This is a genomic window from uncultured Psychrobacter sp., from assembly GCF_947500265.1.
GTDB lineage: Bacteria > Pseudomonadota > Gammaproteobacteria > Pseudomonadales > Moraxellaceae > Psychrobacter.
On sequence record NZ_CANMRN010000002.1, the window covers coordinates 291,372 to 313,752 of the forward strand.

19 protein-coding genes and 1 other RNA gene are annotated in these 22,381 nt (G+C 43.2%); 6 read left to right on the plus strand and 14 right to left on the minus strand.

The window, feature by feature from the left end:
* Positions 1-310: 310 nt before the first annotated feature.
* The 11 genes from Q0788_RS03800 to Q0788_RS03850 form a co-directional block, all read right to left on the minus strand.
* Positions 311-712 carry a hypothetical protein gene (locus Q0788_RS03800; RefSeq protein ID WP_298807999.1) on the minus strand — a complete coding sequence of 134 codons (402 nt, stop codon included), beginning with the start codon at positions 710-712 and terminating at the stop codon, positions 311-313.
* A 1,176-nt stretch (positions 713-1,888) separates the two neighbouring features.
* Positions 1,889-4,120, minus strand: coding sequence for a DUF927 domain-containing protein (locus Q0788_RS03805; RefSeq protein ID WP_298808001.1), 2,232 nt, complete (start codon positions 4,118-4,120; stop codon positions 1,889-1,891).
* Positions 4,121-4,370: 250 nt separating this feature from the next.
* The gene (locus tag Q0788_RS03810) at positions 4,371-4,832 is read right to left on the minus strand and encodes a hypothetical protein (RefSeq protein ID WP_298808002.1); all 462 of its coding nucleotides are present in this window, start codon (positions 4,830-4,832) and stop codon (positions 4,371-4,373) included.
* Entirely contained in the window at positions 4,825-5,361 is a 537-nt protein-coding gene (locus Q0788_RS03815) for a hypothetical protein (protein WP_298808004.1), read from the minus strand. The genes Q0788_RS03810 and Q0788_RS03815 overlap by 8 nt, the downstream gene beginning before the upstream one ends.
* On the minus strand, positions 5,354-5,875 hold the full coding sequence (locus Q0788_RS03820) for a KilA-N domain-containing protein (RefSeq protein WP_298808006.1): 522 nt from the start codon (positions 5,873-5,875) through the stop codon (positions 5,354-5,356). Before Q0788_RS03820 ends, Q0788_RS03815 begins: the two co-directional genes overlap by 8 nt.
* A 2-nt stretch (positions 5,876-5,877) precedes the next feature.
* Positions 5,878-6,120 carry a helix-turn-helix domain-containing protein gene (locus tag Q0788_RS03825; protein WP_261868783.1) on the minus strand — a complete coding sequence of 81 codons (243 nt, stop codon included), beginning with the start codon at positions 6,118-6,120 and terminating at the stop codon, positions 5,878-5,880.
* 3 nt (positions 6,121-6,123) lie between these two features.
* The gene (locus Q0788_RS03830; protein ID WP_261868782.1) at positions 6,124-6,414 is read right to left on the minus strand and encodes an AlpA family transcriptional regulator; all 291 of its coding nucleotides are present in this window, start codon (positions 6,412-6,414) and stop codon (positions 6,124-6,126) included.
* Between the two features lie 122 nt (positions 6,415-6,536).
* Complete coding sequence (locus tag Q0788_RS03835) at positions 6,537-7,955, minus strand: hypothetical protein (protein ID WP_298808012.1); 1,419 nt, start codon at positions 7,953-7,955, stop codon at positions 6,537-6,539.
* 117 nt (positions 7,956-8,072) lie between these two features.
* The gene (locus tag Q0788_RS03840) at positions 8,073-9,311 is read right to left on the minus strand and encodes an integrase arm-type DNA-binding domain-containing protein (RefSeq protein WP_298808013.1); all 1,239 of its coding nucleotides are present in this window, start codon (positions 9,309-9,311) and stop codon (positions 8,073-8,075) included.
* A gap of 161 nt (positions 9,312-9,472) precedes the next feature.
* Positions 9,473-9,831: a transfer-messenger RNA gene (gene ssrA / locus Q0788_RS03845) on the minus strand.
* A gap of 85 nt (positions 9,832-9,916) precedes the next feature.
* On the minus strand, positions 9,917-10,588 hold the full coding sequence (locus Q0788_RS03850) for a dienelactone hydrolase family protein (protein WP_298808014.1): 672 nt from the start codon (positions 10,586-10,588) through the stop codon (positions 9,917-9,919).
* A 414-nt stretch (positions 10,589-11,002) separates the two neighbouring features.
* Between Q0788_RS03850 and Q0788_RS03855 the strand changes: the two genes are divergently transcribed.
* The 4 genes from Q0788_RS03855 to Q0788_RS03870 all read left to right on the plus strand — a co-directional run bounded on the left by Q0788_RS03855 (position 11,003) and on the right by Q0788_RS03870 (position 15,605).
* On the plus strand, positions 11,003-12,373 hold the full coding sequence (locus Q0788_RS03855; protein ID WP_298808015.1) for a glycerophosphodiester phosphodiesterase family protein: 1,371 nt from the start codon (positions 11,003-11,005) through the stop codon (positions 12,371-12,373).
* A gap of 230 nt (positions 12,374-12,603) precedes the next feature.
* A complete protein-coding gene (locus Q0788_RS03860; RefSeq protein ID WP_298808017.1) occupies positions 12,604-13,383 on the plus strand; it encodes a response regulator in 780 nt (259 codons plus the stop codon).
* 16 nt (positions 13,384-13,399) lie between these two features.
* Positions 13,400-15,169 (plus strand): two-component system sensor histidine kinase CreC, encoded by a 1,770-nt coding sequence (gene creC, locus Q0788_RS03865; RefSeq protein ID WP_298808019.1) that lies wholly within the window; start codon positions 13,400-13,402, stop codon positions 15,167-15,169.
* 235 nt (positions 15,170-15,404) lie between these two features.
* Positions 15,405-15,605, plus strand: coding sequence for a hypothetical protein (locus Q0788_RS03870; protein ID WP_298808020.1), 201 nt, complete (start codon positions 15,405-15,407; stop codon positions 15,603-15,605).
* A 134-nt stretch (positions 15,606-15,739) separates the two neighbouring features.
* On the opposite strand, the gene aroC is transcribed toward Q0788_RS03870, so the two are convergent.
* Both aroC and prmB read right to left on the minus strand, forming a co-directional pair.
* Positions 15,740-16,843 (minus strand): chorismate synthase, encoded by a 1,104-nt coding sequence (gene aroC / locus Q0788_RS03875; protein WP_298808022.1) that lies wholly within the window; start codon positions 16,841-16,843, stop codon positions 15,740-15,742.
* 145 nt (positions 16,844-16,988) lie between these two features.
* Positions 16,989-18,161 (minus strand): 50S ribosomal protein L3 N(5)-glutamine methyltransferase, encoded by a 1,173-nt coding sequence (prmB, locus tag Q0788_RS03880; RefSeq protein WP_290177709.1) that lies wholly within the window; start codon positions 18,159-18,161, stop codon positions 16,989-16,991.
* 340 nt (positions 18,162-18,501) lie between these two features.
* Between prmB and Q0788_RS03885 the strand changes: the two genes are divergently transcribed.
* The gene (locus Q0788_RS03885) at positions 18,502-19,905 is read left to right on the plus strand and encodes a L,D-transpeptidase family protein (protein ID WP_193834241.1); all 1,404 of its coding nucleotides are present in this window, start codon (positions 18,502-18,504) and stop codon (positions 19,903-19,905) included.
* A gap of 152 nt (positions 19,906-20,057) precedes the next feature.
* On the opposite strand, the gene Q0788_RS03890 is transcribed toward Q0788_RS03885, so the two are convergent.
* Positions 20,058-20,270 (minus strand): hypothetical protein, encoded by a 213-nt coding sequence (locus Q0788_RS03890; protein ID WP_298808025.1) that lies wholly within the window; start codon positions 20,268-20,270, stop codon positions 20,058-20,060.
* A 276-nt stretch (positions 20,271-20,546) separates the two neighbouring features.
* Between Q0788_RS03890 and Q0788_RS03895 the strand changes: the two genes are divergently transcribed.
* Entirely contained in the window at positions 20,547-22,277 is a 1,731-nt protein-coding gene (locus Q0788_RS03895) for a DUF389 domain-containing protein (RefSeq protein WP_298808028.1), read from the plus strand.
* Positions 22,278-22,381: the final 104 nt, after the last annotated feature.

The following is a 22,381-nucleotide window of genomic DNA, read 5'->3' on the forward strand; positions in this document are numbered from 1 at the left end:
AACTTGTTTCTTGTTTGCATGGGGTTGAATTGCTAATGACTGCATGCGCTCGATTAATACCGCTTTTATAAGTGCAAATATCGTGCGTTTTGTGTGCGTCTGGTAATTACCACCAATGGGGGTTATTCCTGTGCTTCCTTAAAAACGTTTGCTTCCATTGCTATCCGTTTGCTGTATTGACTTGGCACTAAATAGAAATAGTAAGAAGTACGCTATTTTGCTTCCTATTTTCCCTGCTTCCACTTTTTCGATTGGTAACTACCCCTTGTAACTGCTACCTCTAAACTTTATCTAAATTATTAGGCAAGTTCTACATACCGCTTTCTGATCTAAGTTTATCTAATTGCTGTTGTACCTGCTTGCACCTATCTAGCCCCATTCTAATAGCTTCGGACAAATCAGCATTAGGCTTTATGGCGTTTGGTACGGTTGCTGTTATACCGCTTTCATCTTGTCTTTGTTGAGCTAGCTTGTTTAATGGTAAGCCTACTTGCGACTCATCATTGATCGTATCATCAGGATAATATGTTACTTCGTTTAAACTGCAAGCAATATGCCCATACTGAGTAGTAAACGGGTATGGCTCAACATTGCCATAACTTGACCAATAAATATCGTTAACCTCTATAACATCATCAGTATCACTAACGGTATCATCTATAGGCTGGCAAGCTGTCAGTGATAATAAGATCATAGGGATTAACTTGTTCATCTATCCGCCTGTTAGTACCTGTTTAGTAAATCACACCTTAGCATGACCAATAAAATCCGTGCTTTAACTTTTTAACATGGCTTTAACCTACTACTGATCGCTGTAAGTCATGCGCTTACGATACTTGTCGCAAAATTACCTTTAACCTCTTTTTGAAACGGTTTTTATTTTGTGCGTGTGGATAGGGGCGCTCTTATGTGGTTTGTCTGTTTAATCTCGATTTATAGCCCCCCCCTCGATACTTGTCCGTAAATTGCCCCTTTTATGGACTCAAAGTATTATTTTAATTGCACTCTAAGATGTCCGAAAACTAGCCAGCATTGGCATAAGCTGCAACTGTGTGCGTACTGTGCCCATAACTCTAATGTGTCTAATAACCTGCCTCGTACTTGTTAAGAAACTACCCCTTTTATGGACTCCAAGAACCCCGTCATTGGTGCTTGCTTCGCGCGTGTGCGTACTGTTCCATAAACTCATTTTTAACCCTGCTTATGATGTCCGTAAATTGCCCCTTTTACGGACTCCGAAAACTAGGCAACGGTAAGATTACGGTAAGTCTCAAGCCAGCATTGCGCGGTGTGTTGTTTGGTTTTGAATGTAAGGTTTTATAAGGTTTGCGATATGTGGTTTTCTAACGTTTCAATGTGAGGTTTTATGAGGTTCTACTATGTGAGGGTTCAGGTTTTCTCAGGTTCTCAATGTTAAGTTTTATTAAGTCGGTACTGTCTGCCAATGTTAACAAATGACAACATGCAAATTGGTTTTGAATGTACGGTTTTGACATGTTATAGACCACAAGTTTTGACAGGTTCACTACTTCGTGTTTTTATTTTGAATGTTGGGTTTTATTGGGTTCTAACGTGTCCAACAACCTAGGGGAAACCTTAGGGTATCTTTACACTATAAAAAGGGCTTGGCTGTGATCGCCTAACGTGTCCGAAAACTTAGATAAACCTTAACATTTATTAACAGGCTGCCAGTGCTCAAACTGATCTCACGATAAACATTTATGAACATCAGGCACAAAAAAAGGCAGACGCTAAACGGCTGCCTTTGATTATTTTTGTCTGCATCTACTTTTTTGCTTGGGACACTTGGGACAACGGGACAGCGCCCGTACTTAGTTGCTTTCAGCTGTCCCAGCCCTTTTTTAGCCTTTGGGACACTTGGGACAGATTAACAAATTGAGCTATTTTGTCCCAGCTGTCCCAGTGGTATTTTAATGCTTGGGACAGGTTCTAGCCCTTGCGGTGTATGGGTTGTCCCAGCTGTCCCAGTGCTTTTTATAGTTTCACAACTTAATATCTCACCTTTGACCGCATAAACACGTTGGCGGTTCTTTTTGAATGGTAAAGGCACTTTGCAAGTCTTACGGTCATTCTCAGTCACATTTAATAATCCTGCTTCATCTAACACTTGCAATACTTTGCTTTTGTTAAATGGTGAACAGACTTCATCAAAGGTACTGGTAGAGAAGTAATATTCCCCTGTGTCGTAATTGTGATAGCCAGCACGGTTGGTTATCTTGGTTTCAAAATCTTGATGTATGTGAATGTGACAAGGTTGAAAGCGACTCGCTCCATGTTGTTCAATAAATGCTTTGATATGCTCTATGATTTGGCGCTGCTCATGCTCACCATCACGCCCATAGTTATCAAGCCAATTATCTAAGCATGTCATCACGGCTTTAGTTGCTTGTCCTGCTTGCCAGCCTGTTATACCTGCCTGTGTTGCTATCTCACCAGCTGCGCTCACGATAGCGAACCGTTTAGCCACTCTATGCGCCTGTGCTGTCAGGTCGCTGTACTGACTCATAAAGCTACTGACAAGCTGCTCAGCGTTGGCGGTGGTCGCTGCTTTGTCGCTGGTGATATGTTCTAGCCATGCAATGCCAGCTGATCCATAGTAAGCGTGTGACAGCTCTTTGATCTTATCAGCTTGTGCTTCGCTTGTTTTTGCCAGTACTAAGCTATCAAAGGTCTTTAACCCTTTGCCGGCATCAGCATCTATATGCGCGACTCGAACCTCAATACCTGCATTGGTTTTCTGTCCTGCTTGCGCCATGAAGTTTTGTAGCGACTCCTCACCATTAGACAAAAAGATAATGCGCCATGTTTTAGCAATGCGATTGTGTCCCGTGGTGGTACTACGTCCTTTACCTTGACCATTAGCCAGCATATAAACGGTTTTGCCTACTATCTTGGGGTCACATTCGCTAATCTCATCGAGTGGCAAAAAACTGTCGTTGTGCTCGCTTGCTGTGCCTTCTAGGGCATTATCAGTGCTGCGCCATGTCTTAACGTACCTGTCAGGATTGCCCCATACACTAGCAGCTAGTTTAAGCGATAGGGACTTGCCCATGCTTGATGATCCTAAGAGATGAAAACCGCCCCCGTCATACTCTAATAATTCCAGTAATTGACCTGCGAACGCGCAAGCAATAGAGAAAACAAAACGGCTTTGTTCTGCTAGTGGTTTGCACAGCTTATCGCGCCATTGATCTAATGTGCCTTGCTGGGTTAGGGTGCTGTTAATGCTGTTTGCAGACTGATAGACGATAAGCTGCTTGCTATCGCTGCCTATGGCTCTGTCAGGTAATATATATTGCTTATCGTGCCAGCCTAACTTATCCACGCATAACGCCCGTTTGTGAATAGGGTAGTTTTGAATATAGGTGTCTAAGTAGCTGCGCTGTTTGGGGTTGGTGGTAATGTTCAAGCCTTGACTAGCTAGCTCACGGCGGTATTCCCTTGCATCACCTTTCAGTAGTGATAACGGCATTGACCATGTATGCGATACGCTGTCATCATCACGCCATTGCAATAACCGCCCCCATGTACCGCTGCTTGTGTCCCGTGTCTTAGCGATAACCTCTATCGGTGAACAAACAATTACTTGTGATCCACTGCTCCAGTGCTGCACCATCTTTTTAAGGCACTGCTTGGTTTTGTGAGGGCTAACAATGATTGTTTTATCGCTGCCCATCAGGTAGCTGTAAACATCAATACCGCTATCAAGGTCATTAAACGCTATCATCTCATTGGCTTTGTTTGGCTCACCAATGACGATAGCGCCATAACCTGTAGGATCAATGACAATGGGCTTTGCTTTGCTGTTTGGTGTGTAGAATACCGCGCCTACTGTATCGCCTTGTTTGTCGGTCAATGCTAAGCCTATGGTGTTGGCTGTTGGTTCAGTTTTGCCAATTTGTTCACCATAATATATAGTGGTGTCACCTGTAACGAATAGCAGCCGTTCAGGTTCTAGCATGTCATTGAGTTTGATTAAAAACGGATTGTTTGCCAGCTGTTCCTCTGTAGGTGGCTTGCAATCCTGTAAGAGAGTATGAGCGCCCATGTTGTCCGCATGGGCTTTTTTATTGTCTATCGTTTGTGGTGTGGTGGTCATCTGTTCCCCCTTGCGTGTGACTGTTTAGGCTGGCGCATGGCTATGTACTTCTTGTAGTAGCTTTTGCGCTTGGCGTGCTTACGGCTTTGTTTTGGAGGGTAGGTTTTCACTGGCTGCCCTCCTTGCCGTAACGAGTCATTGCTAGGGTTTTCTTGATTGAACCTAACTGGCTTTGTAGCAGTTCGTGCCATGTTTCAGTAGTGTCATGCGTTAAACGTGCCATTGATATAGCAACATCAGGTTTTATTTTCTAATAGTGAATAAGTGCTAACAGCTTGCCAATGTCACTTATAACAACGGCTGCGCTTTCAAGATCACAAGCAATATCTGATAACTCAAAAGATGACATAACAATAACTTCATTGTCGTTTGCTTCGGTCATGTCTATTACTGTGTGTTGGCTGGTTTTCTTGCCACTGTATAGCGTGGCTATCGCTTGGCGGTTTGCTGGCGTGTCATGAAATAGTGACGGCTGATAATCGCCTATCTGCTTATCGCATGCTGGGACAAAATAACCTTGCTTGTCATAGTACAAGTGGCTGTCATCGTGAGTAAGTGCCAATAGTTTGCGCTTGCCGTATGGGTCATTGTGAAGTACAAACGGGTTAAGGCTCAATGACGGGCACAGAACGCTATCACCTGCCTTGAATGTGGCTGGTGTGCTGTTAGTAGTGGTTTGGGTGCTTGAGGTCGTACGGATTGAATTAGGCATGATAATGCCCTCCTTGCGTCGTTTTTTGAGTATGTGCCACGCTATACGGTAGAAGTATAGGGTGACGGGTCTTACTCTCGGTCACGCAAGCAACCGCCCTGCATATTCGCCCAAAGGCTATTTTATTTTGCAGCGTCAACCCGTCATAGTCGGTTAGCAAGTGATTTGCTATAGATATGATGGTTTGCCCCCTTGATGCGCTTAAATGCGCTCTTAGGGCGGTGTCTGTCTGTTTGGTTGAGGATTGAGAGTCCATACCAATGACAGGCACATAAAAAGCCAAAGGTTTACGGATTGGCTGTCCGCTTGCGTGTTTTTTTGAGAGGTTTATATAGTAACCGCTACTATCATCGGTTGCAATCGGTTTTGCATTGACTGGCTGGCACGCGATTAGTGAGAGTAGCAAGCCAATACCTGCCACCCATGCCATAAAGATGACAAAGCTAAGTAATAAGCCACGCTTATGTGGCTGGCTGTCGCTGTGCTGCCCGTGATGCGCTTTTAGATTGGTTTTGTCATTATTACTCATCTTGCATGTCCTCCACGTCTAAAAGGCTGGGTTGCATCTGTTTTAGGGTGCTATCAATATCATGCTGTATTTGTGGCTTGATCTGCTTACCAACCTTGCAAAGGAAACGACCTGCGCTAGTGAGTCCAGCATCAACAATATTAAGATCATGGCATAGCTCATTGAGTCGCTGGCTAAGCTGATTTTGCTGATTAGCTATCGAGTCAAAGGCACGTATAACCAGTAGTTGAAAGCGTGGGCTGATCCACATTGCATAACTATAGACAAGCTCACGGCATACAAATGTGCCTTGCTGCTCTGAGTCACCACCTTGAATAACCTTGTAAGCTGTTGAATTTGTTCCGTTACTCATATCTGAGGAACGGTCTATTTCAGCAATTAAGCCCTTTGTGGCTTCTAATCGCATGAAGTTACTGGCTTGGTGCTTCTTTTTACTGCCACTAGCTCTATGTAGGTCATTGAGTGAGTAAAGCCCGTCTTTCATACCTATGTTACTGTTTGAGATAGTAAGCATGATTACACCTCCTCTATGGTTTGCGGTGTCGGCTGATCTATCCAGTACCGCTTAAAGCGTTTGCCGTTCTGCTTAATCATTTCATCTTGAATAATCACGCCATCGGCTCGTATCTCACTAATGCGCTGAGCCAAACAAGTGATGGCGTATTCGTCATAGGCTTGCATATTGGTTATAGTCTTACCTGCCATTAGGTGCGCCATAATGATTTGGCTATAGGTCTGCTTTGGTTGCCGTGTATTCATGGCTTACACCTCGCTAGTGGTTGAGGTGTGAGAATTAAGCCATTCGTGAACGTCTGCATAGCTCCATGCGGTCATCGTTGGTGATAACTTTCTGCCAGCTGGAAAACGCCCATCTTTTGACCATTCAAACAAGGTGGTTTTGCTAAAAGGTAGGAACGGCAAAATGTCCTTTGCTCTACCCATACCTGTAGTAGGCAGTTGAATAACTGGACTGTTTGCAGTGGTTAGTTCGGTATCGTGAGAAGTGTTACCAGTCAAAGGGATAACTGAGGTGTTTTGGGTTGGGTATGTCATTCTAACTACTCCATATCGTGTAAGTGGCATCGCAGCGGTGTTCTGCGATATGGATAGCTTAGATAACAAAAAACCCTCTAAATAGAGGGCTTACGGGCTGTGAAAGGTATTTAACGGGGTATTTATTCCGTGACGGGTAATTGTTTTTTGAATAAAAGTTCAATATTTACTCGTTCTCTTTCTTTTTTAGTCTGTGTCCCCTGCTTAAACTTTAATCCTTGTAAGTGAGTATCATAAATTGTCTTACTTTTTACCGTCAAAACTTTAGCTTTATCTGCCTGCTCATCAGCAAGTACATATGCCAACTCTTTCATATAAGGTATTATGAAATTGACTATGTCACCCTTTCTTAGGTTACTTTGGTAATCTAGGTCAATCAAAGCCATCGCTAGGCTTCTATTGAACTGCTTGATAGCTGCTTTCTTTATGTTTTGAATATCAGTGTTTGAAAGTATAGCGCTATCAGTCTGTTTGTCTGCCAACTTTGCTTGGACGCTATTCAGCTGCTCGATAAGTTCCGCTTTTTCACTGTCCGCTTTTTCGTTCTTTTCTGTGAGTGCTTTTATCTCATTTCGGTGTTGCTTGTAAGTGTTTCTAGCAGTGCTCAGCCTAGCATTAAGGTCGTCATTTTCAGATTGTAACTTTTTCAGCTTTGCGAGTAATTTACTATCATTCTGTGCTGGTGTGTCGTCTCGGCTCATACTGTTATTCGCGAGCGATGCTATGTAGCTATCTACTTCTCGTTTTACAAACCTAATTTCGTCCGCTTCAACATGCGTTTGCCTATCTGCTTCAGCATTGGTCAGTCCATTAGGGTTTTTATAGAATAAAAATAATCCATCATCATAATCTGCAAACCTTGCGGACTTCCTTTCGATAATTCTGTAAATCTTCACTCCATCACTGGGTAGTTCCATGTAATTATCGAAACCACAAATTTCCTCAGTTAATAACCTATAAGTGAAGTAACCAGCGATAATTTCTGTGTGCAAAATGCCTTGATAATCTATTTCACCAACATAGCCATGATAATAAAAACAAGGTGTAAAATTCTTTTTCCTAGCTAGGTCTCTTAATTTAGTGTTATCAACAGATAATCCATACTGGTTGCTAGGGTTGATATTGGTATTAATTAAATCAATTGTTTCACTTAGTGTTAAGTAGGTTTCCTCGCGATTTTTCTTATATTGATTAACATCATGAGTTCGCCCGTAAACATCAGCGACTATATTATTTGTGTATAGACTTTCTTTAAAAACATTATGCTTTGTGATTGGTTCAAACGCCATCACATCAGACTTGTGGAAATAAGTACGGTTTGCATCATTTCCTAGACCTATTAAGTGACCATTATAAGGCTCAAAATTATAGCTCTCGTCCATATAGAATATAGATATCTGCTCATCGATATTATGTGCGTCAAGGTATTTTACTACCTCATGAGGTGTGCTATTGGTCGCATTTTCCATCAAAGTTATGACATCTGCTACTAAAACATAGTCATTTTTACGCGCTTCTAGTTCATCAATTAAAGTACTCACAATACACACCCCTACACCCTTTTATCAAAATAGGCGCAAGGCAGTGACAGCATAAGGGTGTGTAAATAGCTGTCGTTCGGGTAATTAGTCCTAGCCTTGCATAGTTGGTGCTAAGTGTTAGCCTAGCTTTTGTTTTTGTCCTTTAAAGTCTGCACGGATCACGTTATCCAGTTTGCCAGCGTAAGCATCGTCAATGAATTTTGCCCACTGGTGCATCATGTCTATTCTGTATGGTAGGTGCTGCGCTCCGTTGTATGCTGCGCTGATCTTGTTTTCTCTGTCATGTGCCAGCTGTAGCTCTATCGCTTCGTGCATAAACTCTTTTTCATGCAGTGTGGTACTGGCAAGCCCACGGAAACCGTGCCCCGTCATTTTGCCTTTATAACCCATATTCCATAGGGCATTAATAAATGCGCTTTGACTGTATGGCTTACGAGTTGAGGTATTAAAGAAAACGTACTGATCCGAAAAACCTAGCTCTTTGATCTGCTCCAGTATCGCCATTGCTTGTGGTGCTAGTGGCACAATGTGCAAACGCTTGGCTTTCATCTTATCGGCTGGTATTCGCCATAAACCGTGTTTGTAGTCAATCTCTGACCACTCCATAAAGCGTAATTCATTGGTACGCACAAACGTATAGCATAAGAACCATAAACCCAGTTTTACCAGTACATCACCTTGATAAGCATTGATGTCTGTTAGTAGTTTAGGTAGTTGCTGGCTAGTAATGCGGTGATGGTTGATTGTTTTGTGTGGCTTTATGGCTTCGGCTAGGTCGGTGGCTGGGTTATGTGTGGCTAGTCCATTGCGTATCGCATGTTTGAATATCTGCCCTACTTCTCTAATAGTACGCTTTGCCATTTCATTAGCGCCACGGCTTTCTACTGCTTTACCAATAGCCAATACATCAGGTGGGGTTATGTCGTTTATATTTTTATGACCGATAGACGGCTTCACATCACGCATATAGGCGGAATAATTACGGGAAAAGGTGTTTTCTGCTAGGTAGGTTTTGCGTTCTGCATACCATGACTGGGCTATGTTATCGAAAATATTTAAACCGTCTTGGCTGGCTTGCTGCTCTTTCTTATGGTCTTTAGGGTTCACACCATCAGCTATTAAGCATTTTATCTCAATATTGCGCTGCCTTGCGTTCTGCAAGCTCATTGCTGGATATTTGCCAATAGTCAGGCTTTGGCGTTTATCTGCATACTTGTAGTCACATACCCATACTTTACTGCCTGTACTACGCACCCATAGGCGTAGATTATTACCATCACTATATTTGTCAGGTCGGCTAGGTGTGCAAGTATCGCTAGGCTTTAAGCGTTTGATTTGGCTATCAGTTAATGACATGACGGTATATTCTCGTAACGGTATAAAATATACCGTAAAATATACCGCATTTTTACACGGCTTGTCACGTTCTATGACGGTCAACCCTGTACGGCAATTAGCCAAAAGACAGGCAAAATAAAGGGCTGACCGTCTATGACGGTCAGCCCTTTATCAATGTTTGGTGGAGATGGCGGGAGTTGAACCCGCGTCCGCCAGCATTACGCTCATGAATCTACATGTTTAGTTTCTGTCTTTAGTTTTAATCCGCACCGATCCGACAGTCAGGATGGATTAGACGATTCTCTACTTTTGAACCCAAGCAATTGAGACAATCACTTGTGGCGAGCCTACATGCGGACGCTTCAACTTAGTTAACCAACTGTAGGTGATCAGCAACTAAGTAAGCAGGGTTTAAGCTGCTAGAGCGTAAGTTTCGTCGTTTGCGACTATAACAATATATGTTTGATTAACGAGAGGACATACACTCTCGACATGCATCATTGAGTTTCATCACCAGCGTCGAAGCCAGAACATCCCCAATAAGGTCGCTTATTATATAGGAGATATCGGTTAGGTTTCAACCTATAAGTAGCATGCATTACATTACGTTACAGCTTAATAATTTACGCCAAAACAGCGTTTAACCATTTGCCGATATTTTGAATCTGCGGCATACAGACTTGATGTGCCATCGGATACGTATTGTAAGACACATTGTAGTCCTTTGCCGACAATAACTGCTGGGCTTGCTCACCTAGGATGACAGGCACAACTGGGTCATGCGAGCCATGCTCAATCAAAATCGGCATGTCTTTATTGGCAGCACTATACTCAATATTGTCATTGGTTGCTAAGTAGGTAGAGAGCGTCATCAAGCCAGCCAAACGTTTTGGATAGCCAAGTGCCACATGATACGCAACTGCCCCGCCCTGCGAAAACCCTGCGATAACGATATGCTCTGGTAACACGCCTCGCTCTATCTCACGACTGATCAAATCTTGTATCTGCTGAGCAGACTCTTCAATTTGAGCCACATCTACTTTACGCTCTAGACTCATCTCTATGATGTCGTACCATGCTGGCATCACCATGCCGCCATTTACCGTGACTGGGCGTTTAGGCGCATGTGGGAAGATAAAACGTACTGCCATATCATCAGCCAAGCCAAGCTGCGGTACCACTGGCTCAAAATCATGACCGCTAGCACCTAAGCCATGCAGCCAAATCACTGCGCGATCTATCTTTTTTTGAGAGGGATTGTGCTCAACGACGACTGCATCTAAATAGTTACTCATAATTATCCTTAATAATGTAGTGAGATATGCCTTAAGCATTTCTATATTTTTTGCCAAAATAATGTGTGTGTCATTATATGGTCAATATCATCTGTTAGTTTAAGAGTATGGTCAATAGTGAGGTACCAAACGGACAATAGCGAAAATGTGAACAGTATAAGAAGACACGTATGATTTTACGACCGATAAGCTCAAATACTGTCAGCTGTCTATTCTTTAGTACATGTGCCTACAATTGTATCCGCATTAATGCTAAGTTCTTACAAGGCTAAGCTCTTACAAAACTAAGTTCTTACAAGAATGCACGACCCTTAGCTTCTTTTGGCAAGTAGCAACCAATAGTCAAACGTTAATTTTTCAATTCCTATCAATCTGACCGATAGGATTTTTTATAATTTTGCAGGAACATTTTACATGACAATTTCTAATAAATCAGCGCTTGAGCTGAGTAAGCAGACGCCGGCTAAGGTTAATAAGATTAATCTCGCCTTACCTTTAACGCTGATCAGCTCATTATTGATAGTAGGCTGCACTACCGATAGCCGCTCAATGCTCACATCAAAATCTCCTTCATCGACAGCGCAACCGCAATCACAGCCACAATTGTCCTCACCTGTCGCATATACCTATGGAGTGCGTCCGTTTTATCTGATAAACGATATGGACGAAGGACCACTAAAAGAAGAGCTACAGGCATGCAGGGGGCAACTGCCAAGTAAGACAGACTTCTCTATTGCACATCGAGGTGCGCCATTACAGCTCCCTGAACATACTTATGATAGCTACGTGGCGTCAGCACAAATGGGTGCTGGCATCTTGGAATGTGATGTCGCTTTTACCAATGACGGCGAGCTTGTCTGTCGTCATGCCCAAAACGATTTGCACACCACTACTAATATTCTAACCACGCCGCTAGCAAACCAATGCACTGTACCGCCCATATTAGATGCTAAAGGCAAACTTACCAATGCCGACAGTATCGAATGCCGCACCTCAGATATCAGTGCGGCTCAGTTTAAAACCTTGACGGGTAAGATGGATGCTGCCAATAAAAAAGCAACCAGTATTAGTGAATATATGAATGCAACCGCGCCTTGGCGAACGGACTTATACTCGCAAAACGGCAAAGTGTTAACTTTAACGGAGCATATCGCGTTGGCACGTCAGCTAGGTATGAAGCACACGCCTGAGCTAAAAGCGCCTGCAGTGACCATGCCGTTTAACGGCTATCGTTTGAACGACTACCGCCAACAGCTGATAGATACTTATAAGGCAGCGAATGTACCTGCAAGTGATGTATTTGCCCAGTCATTCAATATAGAAGATCTTGATTACTGGATCAAAAACGAGCCAGCTTATGGGGCTAATGCCGTTTATCTTATTGATGACAGCAATGAGACCGCTAAGGATAAAACATTTGATAAAGATGACGCAGCCACATGGAAGCACTCATTGGCTGATATCAAAGCACGTGGCATAAACACCATTGCTCCAGCACTTTGGTTGCTAGTCACTAATGATGGTAAGGGAAATATGCAACCATCAGAATACGCAAAACAAGCCAAAGCCAATGGTCTAAAAATCATTACCTGGTCGATAGAGCGTTCAGGGCCATTAACGGATGGTGGCGATTGGTACTATAGCGGTCTTAGCGATGCTATCAACAATGATGGTGATATGATGAATTATATTGACGTACTAGCGCAGGACGTCGGTGTCCAAGGCATTTTTTCAGATTGGCCCGCTACAGTGAGCTACTATGCCAACTGCAAAGGTCTTAAATAGGTTTACGCTTAGTCTATTAATAAAAAACCACGCTTAGTTTTTATTACCAAGGCCAGCTTACCCATTGAGCTGGCCTTTTTTAAATGCATTAAAATAATTACATCGCACACTATCTACTGAGCACCCTACTTTTCCATTAACTTTTCACACCATTTAACTCGTGGCAGCAAGAGCAGTCTGCTGTTTTGTGCTACGATAATTTACTAAGCCTATAAGACGATGTAGAGACTATGACCCATATTTTACTGGTAGAAGATGATCCTGCGATCGCGATGTCGCTTAAGGTTACCTGCAAGCGCGAAGGCTGGCAAATAACTTGGTTGGATAATGCCAGTAGCGTGTTACCCATGTTGCATAGTCATGAAGCACAAGATCTATCGGCGATCATTATGGATGTCGGTCTACCAGATGGTGATGGCTTGAGCCTATGTCAACAAATACGTCATACACTTGATATCGATGCCTTAAAAAATTTGCCTATCGTGTTTTTGACCGCGCGTAGCGATGAGGTCGATCGGATTTTGGGATTGGAGATGGGCGGTGATGATTATTGCGCCAAACCCTTTAGCCCACGTGAATTGGTCGCACGCCTAAAAGCCATTTGGCGACGTGAACAGCTGATTCAACAGTCAAGCTCTCATACTACAAATTCAGATAACCGTACTGATACTACTTCCTCAAATAATCTATCAGGACAAGCATTAACGTTTGAGAACCAATCTGGCGTTTGGCATTATCAACCGCTCAACTATTCATTAACATGGCAAGAGCAAAAGCTTGAGCTTAGCAATACAGAACGCAAAATTTTGCTGACGTTATTACAAGCGCCGCAGCAAATTTTTAGCCGTGAGCAATTGCTTAGCGCAGTAAGCGACTATCCTGACCACCGTTTGGCACGCACTATAGACAGTCATATCAAATCAATTCGTAAACAGCTTGCTATGGTAGATGCTAATGTCGATGTCATCCATACGCATCGCGGACTGGGTTATGCACTATGTCCCTCTTAACAGTGGCTGCTAGTTTATGAATAATCAAACCAATCCTGCTGAAAATGATATTCATAATGACCAAAGCAATTGGTATGCCAAACTGCATCCTATCGGTACTGCTCAGCAAGCTCCCAAACGCAAACGACTGCTCAATTTAAGTATATTTTTTAGAATTTGGCTAGCCGTTGCGTTGGTGCTCGTCATATGTGGCGTGGTCGTGTTTACTCAATTGTTTGGCTACGTCAAGCCAACCGCGCAGCAGGTCATCGAAGACACGCTTCTAGACACCAGTAAATTACTCGCGGCCAGTCTACAGGTGCCGTTATCTACAGGACAGTTATATGATGAGGAATATCAAGCGCAACTTGATGCTGCATTTGTCGGCATGCCAGCGATGGGCGAAACGCTCAGTCCTGTCGATCAAACCAAAAGCTACAGTAGCTTTCGCGTATATGTGACAGACAGTAGCGGCATCGTCATTTATGATTCTCTACCCAAACCTGATAATAATGAAGGGCAAAACTACGGGCGCTGGAACGATGTCTATCTCACCTTAAAGGGACAATACGGCGCAAGAAGCACGCTGCGAGATTATCAGCGGCGCGATGGTTCGGTCATGTATGTGGCTCAGCCCATCAAAAATCCGTCTGGAGATATCATCGGTGTGGTCAGTGTTGGCAAGCCTGTCGCTAGCGTATTGCCTTATTTAGATGACACACGTAACCGTATGCTTATCACCGCACTACTTATCAGCATCGCAGCCCTTATACTGGCAGGTCTAGTAGCATGGTGGCTTAAGCAAAGCATTACCTTGGTGACTCAATATACTAGCGCGCTGGCAGAAGACACTAAAAAGCCCTATTTCTATCTGGGTCATGAATTAAATAGCCTGACAGATACCATCGAGACCATGAAGCATCGACTTGAAAACCGTGCTTACGTCACTGATTATGTCCATACTTTGACCCATGAGCTAAAAAGCCCTTTGACCGCCATACGTGCCAGTAGCGAGCTGTTAGAGGACGATGGATTAGATGGCAATAAACTAGATAATGAAGATCGTCAGATGCTCATTGAGACGGTAGGTGAACAAAGCGTAAAAATGCAACAGCTCATCGACCGATTACTATTGCTTGCTAAAGTAGAACAGCCTACCTTTAAGCTCAACCGACAACTGACTCCCCTATTACCACTTTTGCAAAGCCTGATCAAAGATAATACAGCCAAGCAGCAACAGCAGAATCTATACCCTATCGATATATATATTGGTAATAAGAATGTGACCAACATTGCAAACTTGCCAGCAGAAATACTGGCAGCGACTAGTGTGTATGCTGATCAGTTTTGGTTAATACAGGTACTGCAAAACGTGCTTGATAATGCGATACACTTTGCAAATCGTACCGTTGAGATTTCATTGCACAGCACTGCTCGAACCATCACTATCGATATATTCAATGATGGTAAGCTACTACCCGAATATGCTGTCGCAAAAGCATTTGAGCGTTACTTTAGCTTGTCTCATCAAAGCCAACCCTCATCTCAAACAACGAATCGCACAGACAACAATGATCTATATACAGAGTCGACAGATCCAACGACTGAGCCAAGGCAGACTGACTATAGTAGTAATACACTTAAAAAAGGCACTGGGCTTGGTCTAACACTAGTGAAGCAAGTAATTGAACATCATGGTGGTCAGGTAGCCATCAATAATGTCCATGCCAATGATGATAAAGCCACTGATAATGGTAAAAACCAGCGTTCTGGTGTGATGGTTAGTATTACCTTGCCCTTAGCTTGAGAATAATAACTTATAGTCGATTCAATTTAAGAGTAGTACAAGGCAACCGAGTGCAGATGTATATGTGATACTTCAAGAGAGGTTAACGCTGTAATACTTTTATAGTGGAATGACTATATAACAGTTCATCAACTTTCCATCATGACTACACAGGATTTCTACTTCATTGTTTTACGATAGCACTAGGGTCTGTTGAACCGTCAAATTCGTAAAGTAAATTAGGAGTAGAAAATCTATGTCACATCAATTAACGGATAACCCTATCGTCAAGAGCCTAATCGGCTTTAGCCGTCATCACTGTGCACAAACCTTATCAAGCCAAGGCGTCGATAGTATTGAGTTTGGTCATTGGCTAGCGATTCCTAGTCAGCGGTTGTTATTGGTATTTCGATACCAGCAGTGCGTAGCTATTGATGAATATCAACTGGCAGCCTGATATCTTGCTCGCTCAATACATTAATTGTATTTAGGTAACACCTCTATTTTATTTGGACATAAAAAAGCCCTTTATTATTTCTAGTATTAAACTACTGGAAACAACAAAGGGCTGATTACTCTACGACAAAAATACTAAGTAATCGATTGTACTGGCGGCTTCACATCCGCGTTTTGACCACGGTGACGTAGATAGTGATCAAGCACTACAATCGCTAGCATCGCTTCGGCAATAGGCGTAGCACGCACACCAACGCAAGGATCATGACGACCCTTAGTCAGCATATCGACTGCTTCACCTTGAGTGTTAATGCTCTTGCCAGCAGTAGTAATACTAGACGTTGGTTTTAGAGCAATACTTACACGGATATCTTGGCCTGATGAGATACCGCCCAAGACACCGCCGGCATGATTGGCTGCAAACCCATCTGGGGTCAGCTCATCACGAGCGCTATGTCCAAATTGACCTGCTACCGCCATCCCATCACCAATCTCAACGCCTTTGACCGCATTGATACTCATCATCGCATGAGCAATATCTGCATCTAAACGATCAAATACTGGCTCACCTAAGCCTACTGGTACACCGCTCGCAATGATATCAAGGCGCGCGCCACAGCTAGTGCCTTCACGACGCAAGTTATCAATCAAAGTTTCAAACCGGCCAATCGCTTCTTTGTCTGCACAAAAGAACGGATTGCTATTTACGAATTCCCAGTCAATTTGGCTTGGGTCTAAGACATTACTATCCTCATTGCCAATCTGAGTCACGTGACCACGAATTTGTACGCCTAGACGTTCTTGCAAGTATTTCTTGGCGATAGCACCAGCTGCTACACGCATAGCCGTCTCACGCGCTGACGAACGACCGCCACCACGATAGTCACGGAAGCCATATTTCATACTATAAGTATAGTCAGCGTGTCCAGGACGGAAAGTATCTTTGATATCGCTATAGTCTTTAGATTTTTGATTGGTATTGCGAATCAATAGACCGATAGACGTACCTGTGGTTTTGCCTTCAAATACGCCAGAGATAATCTCAACTTCATCAGACTCACGGCGCTGGGTTGAATACTTAGACGTACCCGGTTTGCGACGATCCAAATCTACTTGTAGGTCGTCTGCAGATAATGCTAAACCTGGTGGTACGCCATCAACGATGGCCATAAGGCCTGCCCCATGCGACTCACCGCAAGTGGTAACCGTAAAAACCTGCCCAATACTATTGCCTGCCATAACTGTCCTTAAACAAGTAAACGCTACTGATGACTATGTGACCAATCACTCATGATTATTGCTTGTGTTGCTTATAATGAGTGATTGTAGTTGTTGCTTATAGTTTCGGCTCATGAAGCCGACGTCTATTTAACCTAATATCTGTCTATTGAAGGCTATCTAATAGCTGAACATAAGAGGCAAACAATTGACGGTTTGAGACTAGCTCATCATAGGTAATCGCAAAGACACCATGTCCGCCATGTGCAAACTTCAACCAATCAAACTGGATTTCAGGATAGGCTTGTTTTAGCGCCCATTCGCTGTCACCCACTTCACAGATCAGCAACCCATCTGGGCTAAGGTAATCTGGCGCTTCAAATAAGATACGATGTACCAAATCTAAGCCATCTTGACCCGCTGCTAGTGCATGCTCAGGCTCATATAAGAACTCAGGCGGCAAATCTGCCATGATAGCAGCGTCCACATACGGTGGATTGGTGACGATAAGCTCATACTGGTTCTCAGCAGGTATCTTGGCAAACAAATCAGACTCGATTACGTTGACTTGATGGCCAAGGTCATGATGATCGACGTTGACCATTGCCACTTCTAACGCGCCTTTATCGATATCAACAGCATCGACCAACGCATCAACGAAACGAGTAGCAAGCGCGATTGCGATACAACCAGAACCAGTACACAAGTCCAAGATACGCTCAGGCTGTGACAATTGCTTCACATCCAAGCCATGGTCATAAAATACCGCTGACTTTTCGTTCGGACTGACACCCAGTGGTTTGGCCAAGTCAGTAACTTCAAAGTACGGATGGAACTGCTGACGAATCAACTCTGCAATCGGTGAACGCGGGATAAGAACACGCTCATCAACATAAAAAGGCAGGTCGCAGAAGTACGACAAGTTAATCAAATAACTGAGCGGCTTACGCTCAGCGATACGCTCTTCTAACAGCCCTAGTACCAACTGCTTCTCAGACGTGGTCAGACGACAGTCTAAAATTTGCTCATTGGCAGACCAATCGAGAGACAAAGAATGCAGGACAATGGCTGACGCTTCTGCAAACTCATCGGTCGTGCCTTGTGCAACAACGACGTCATAATTACGCAGCTGCGTGACTGAAAAACGAATAAAGTCGCGAATACTGACGAGCTGCTCACGTGCTTCGTTTAGCTCTGCATGTAAGTTAGCAAATTCATCGTGCTCACCAAGAAGTCCAGTCTCTAAATCATACTCCATCTCACCGTCTAAGCCCTCAGACTCATCATTGAAGTATTGGTTTTGAAACTCTTCTGCACTCATTGTTTGGTCTTCTGACATATCGCACCTTGTGGATTAACTGCTGGCGGGTTAAATTGCTTTTTGCTAAAAATCGTTACATTAAATAAAATTCAGTCATACATTATAGACGTAAACCTCTAGTAGCGCCAATAACTGTCATTTTTACTTGCACAAAAAATAGTGCGAATAATGAACAGTTTGCGTAAGAATCGAGCACGACGCCATACACACCTTGGTTAAATTATTACCCAACTGTAGCGAATACGTCAGCAGTTGACGTTTGGCAAGTCTTAAATGCAAAAAGATGTGTCAAAAGTTTGCGATGCAATCAAATTATGCGCATAATAGCCGCATTAGTAGCAACCACAAGTGACTCAATATGATGAAAATAAAGCCAATTATTACTGCCATATCTATCGCAGCTGTAAGTGCTAGTGTAGCCGCACTTGCTGCACCTGCCGATAGTACTCGCACATTGCCAGTACGCACGGCTGACGCTATGCCAGGTCTTGCTAAAAAGGTCAGCCTTAATGTGCAAGAGAACCGTAGTCGCTCAGATGGCGCTGCTACTGTACAGTTAAATACAGAGAAAGCGAAACCAGTCGACAGCATGAACCAGCTTATCAATAATAAGCAAGAAGCCAACCAAAACGTGCCAGCCCCAGCTGCTGACAATATGAGTGCAGCAGAACTGACGCGTAAAGATGAGCAAGCTGACCGCAATGATGACATTAGTGAAGGTCAAGCCGTTGCTGCGCCTAGCGACCTATCATCTATCGACTCGTCTGATCCACTCGCTTTTGAGTTGCCAGAGAGTGAGAAGCGTCAAGACTTTAGCGATGATCCAACCATCAAAAACATCGAAGACAAAGATGGTAAGAAGCATACAACACTGAACTTGTCGAACTATGCTAAGCAAGTGAATGGTGCTGTCTGGTCACCTAATATGAAAGTCAACTCAGCGATGACGATCAAAATGCAGGCGCTGCTCGATTGGAACCATGCTTCTCCTGGTCCTATTGATGGCGGTTGGGGTATGAATAGCAAAAAAGCCCTTGTTAACTTCCAAACGATGAAAGGCTTGCCAGCGACTGGTAAAATGGATCAAAAAACTTGGGATGCCTTGGTTAAAAATATCCCTGCGAACAAACCTGTACTGGTCACTTATACGTTGACCGCAGACGATATCAATACCAATTTTGCGACTACCCCTTCTGGTTCAGAAGCGAAGTCAAAAATGAAAGGTCTTTATTATCAAGATATCAAAGAGATGCTAGGTGAACGTTTCCATATGGATGTACGTTACTTAGATAAACTCAACAAAAATAAAAAATATGCTGTTGGCGAGACTATCACAGTGTTAAATACTCGTGACAAGCTGAACCAACGTATCAATCGCGTGGTTGCCAACAAAGCCGACAAAACATTGTATGCCTACAATGGTGACAAATTGGTTGCTACTTATCCGACGACCGTTGGTAGCGATGCCACACCGTCTCCAAAAGGCACGTTCAAAATCATCAATAAAGTGAAAATGCCTTGGTATAAATCAACCGTTGGTGAAGGCGCTCAAAAGAAAGTTCATATGATAGCACCAGGACCAAACAACCCAGTCGGTGTCGTTTGGATGGGATTATCTAAGCCATCTTACGGTTTACATGGCTCACCAGTACCTGAAGGTATCAGTCGTCAAGGCTCAGCAGGTTGTGTTCGTTTGACCAACTGGGATGTGTTAGAAGTGTATGCCAATATCGAAAATGGCGCGGTTGTCGAACTTCAATAAATAGAACCTTATTGAATCTAGCTTCGATGCTAGTTAGCAAATAATTCTAACGATAAAAAAGACCTCAATATTGAGGTCTTTTTTTGTTTGTTGATAGGTAGTTCCACTTCACATCGATAACCCTGCTTGTCTTTATGTCTTACTGTTCGCCTTTATGTCTTATAGCCTTCCTCATTCCCAGTAATACTGCCAATTTTTTTGGTAAAGAATAATCCTGCAGGTATTGAAGCCAAAACACCCAATCCCACTGCTATTTGAATATGAAATATCTCATCAAACCCTGAAATGAGAGCACCAATCATAAAAAGTCCGATAGTCACGGTAGCTGTCATTGAGTAAATGACAGAAAATAAAGGCCAGTTCATAAGTTACTCCTTATCTTTATTGTGGATATAATACATTTAACCTTAATTCCACAAAAAAAGTAAGTATTTACCGTGAACCCTTGTAGCATCTATATTAGATGACTTTCGAATAAAAACCATGCTATTATTAAGGTTTTAGACTTGATCATAAGAAATATCAGTTCTTACCCCCATCTTCTCTCTACTCTTTTTTACAACTTTCAAGAATCCCCTATATCTTTATCTATTTATCATTACAATAATGACTTTCTTTATCTACTAAGAACGCTATCTGCTATGTCCTCATCTGAAAAAAATACTGCACCTAACTCAGTGGATCAAAATGATTCATCAGACACTACTGACGCCTCTCACAATCAAAACGCAACAATTGACCCAGTAGTTGATGATGCCGCTGTAGACAATGGTGAAAGCGAAGACAATCAACACAAGCAATCGACTGATACAGATGGCGAAACAGACTCCGAAGTAGACACTGAATGTGCGCAGCCGCCTGACGCTGAGATAACCATGGAAACCATTAGTGACGATGTGGTCGTAGCAACATTGGAGTCGACAGAACCTGAGTCACAATCAAATACTGAAGCGTCTGAGATTGCAGAGTCAGAAACTATAGAAGCGAAAGAAAAGTCAGATTTCTTCCAGCCGGATACGCCAAAGACAACAGAAAAAAATGCTCGAGATGATAGTGATGCTGAAGTAACGGTAGAAGCAGAAGACGACTCTGATCTTGGCCAAAATATCGCAGCACAGTCATCAGATAACAAAACAGCTAATCAACCAAAAACAAAAGATGCATCTAGTCGCGATGACGACCATCAAAATAATGACTCAGAAGATAAAAGCCAAAGCAAAGACACTAATGTAGAAGATAGCGATGTAGAAAACGAAAGTGACGAAGATGAGGTTCAAGAGGAAAAAGAAGCCAAACTTGAGTCTTATAAGCAGTTTGTCGCCGAACAATTTAGTAATCAAAAAGTAGATTACCCAGAAGTACGGGTTAGGATTGAGGCGAACGCGCTACCTAGCAAGATGTACTTCATCATGAACATTTTGTCTGCCATCATTGCCAGTTATGGACTAGTGACCAATTCAGCAGCCGTAGTCATCGGAGCGATGTTGGTTGCGATGATGCTAGGCCCTATCACGGGTATAGCGCTAGCAATTATCGATCACCGTATGCCATTGCTACGTAAGTCGCTTTTTACCGTCATTATCGGTGTCTCATTGGTGGTATTAGTTGGCTTTATCGTTGGTTGGCTACACAAAGATCAACCGCTAACGGCAGAAATCCTATCTCGCACCCAGCCTACTTCCATGGATTTGATGATTGCCTTAGCAGGTGGTACGGCTGGCGCGTACGCGATGGTATCTCCGCATCTCTCGGTTGCTGTTGTCGGAGTCGCGGTTGCCACAGCCTTAGTACCACCACTAGCTGCTAGCGGTATCTTGCTCGCTAATGGCGAGATACAGCTTGGGCTTGGTGCGCTGTTATTGGCAGCAACCAACATCCTTGCTATCCAGTTTACCAATGCGCTTGTATTGTGGGTATTAGGGTTCCGTCGTTTGGTCGATGACGATTATAAATCCAGTACCTATCTGACCTTTTTGCAGCGCAACGCCGTAACTTTATTACTACTTGGGGGCTTAGGTGCCTATTTGACCATCAATCTACAGACCAATGCCAAGCAGCAAGTGTTTGAGAGTAGTGTCAAAGAAGCGATCAACAACTACTTTATCGACCAAGGCAATGTATTGACCAATACGCAGTTTGATACCTCAGAAGAGAACCAAGTGGTGCGGGCGATTGTGCGTGGAGAGACTTTGCCAAGCTCATATGACGTACGCCAGATTGAAACGCTCATTACTAATGATATGGCAGAGAATTTCCCAGAGTACTTGCCAATCAAGCTTCAACTACGTTATTTGCCTGTACAAGTAATCGAGTCCAATCCAACCACACAAGACAAATTGGATGAAACGGATGCGGCAATTTTGACCAACTAGTATGCATACTTTACAAATTAGGCAATGACTAGCACACGTATAATAACCTAGTAGTTATAACTCTTGTACCAAGAGCTTGGGCGTTTGTGCTAAAATCGCTTGCA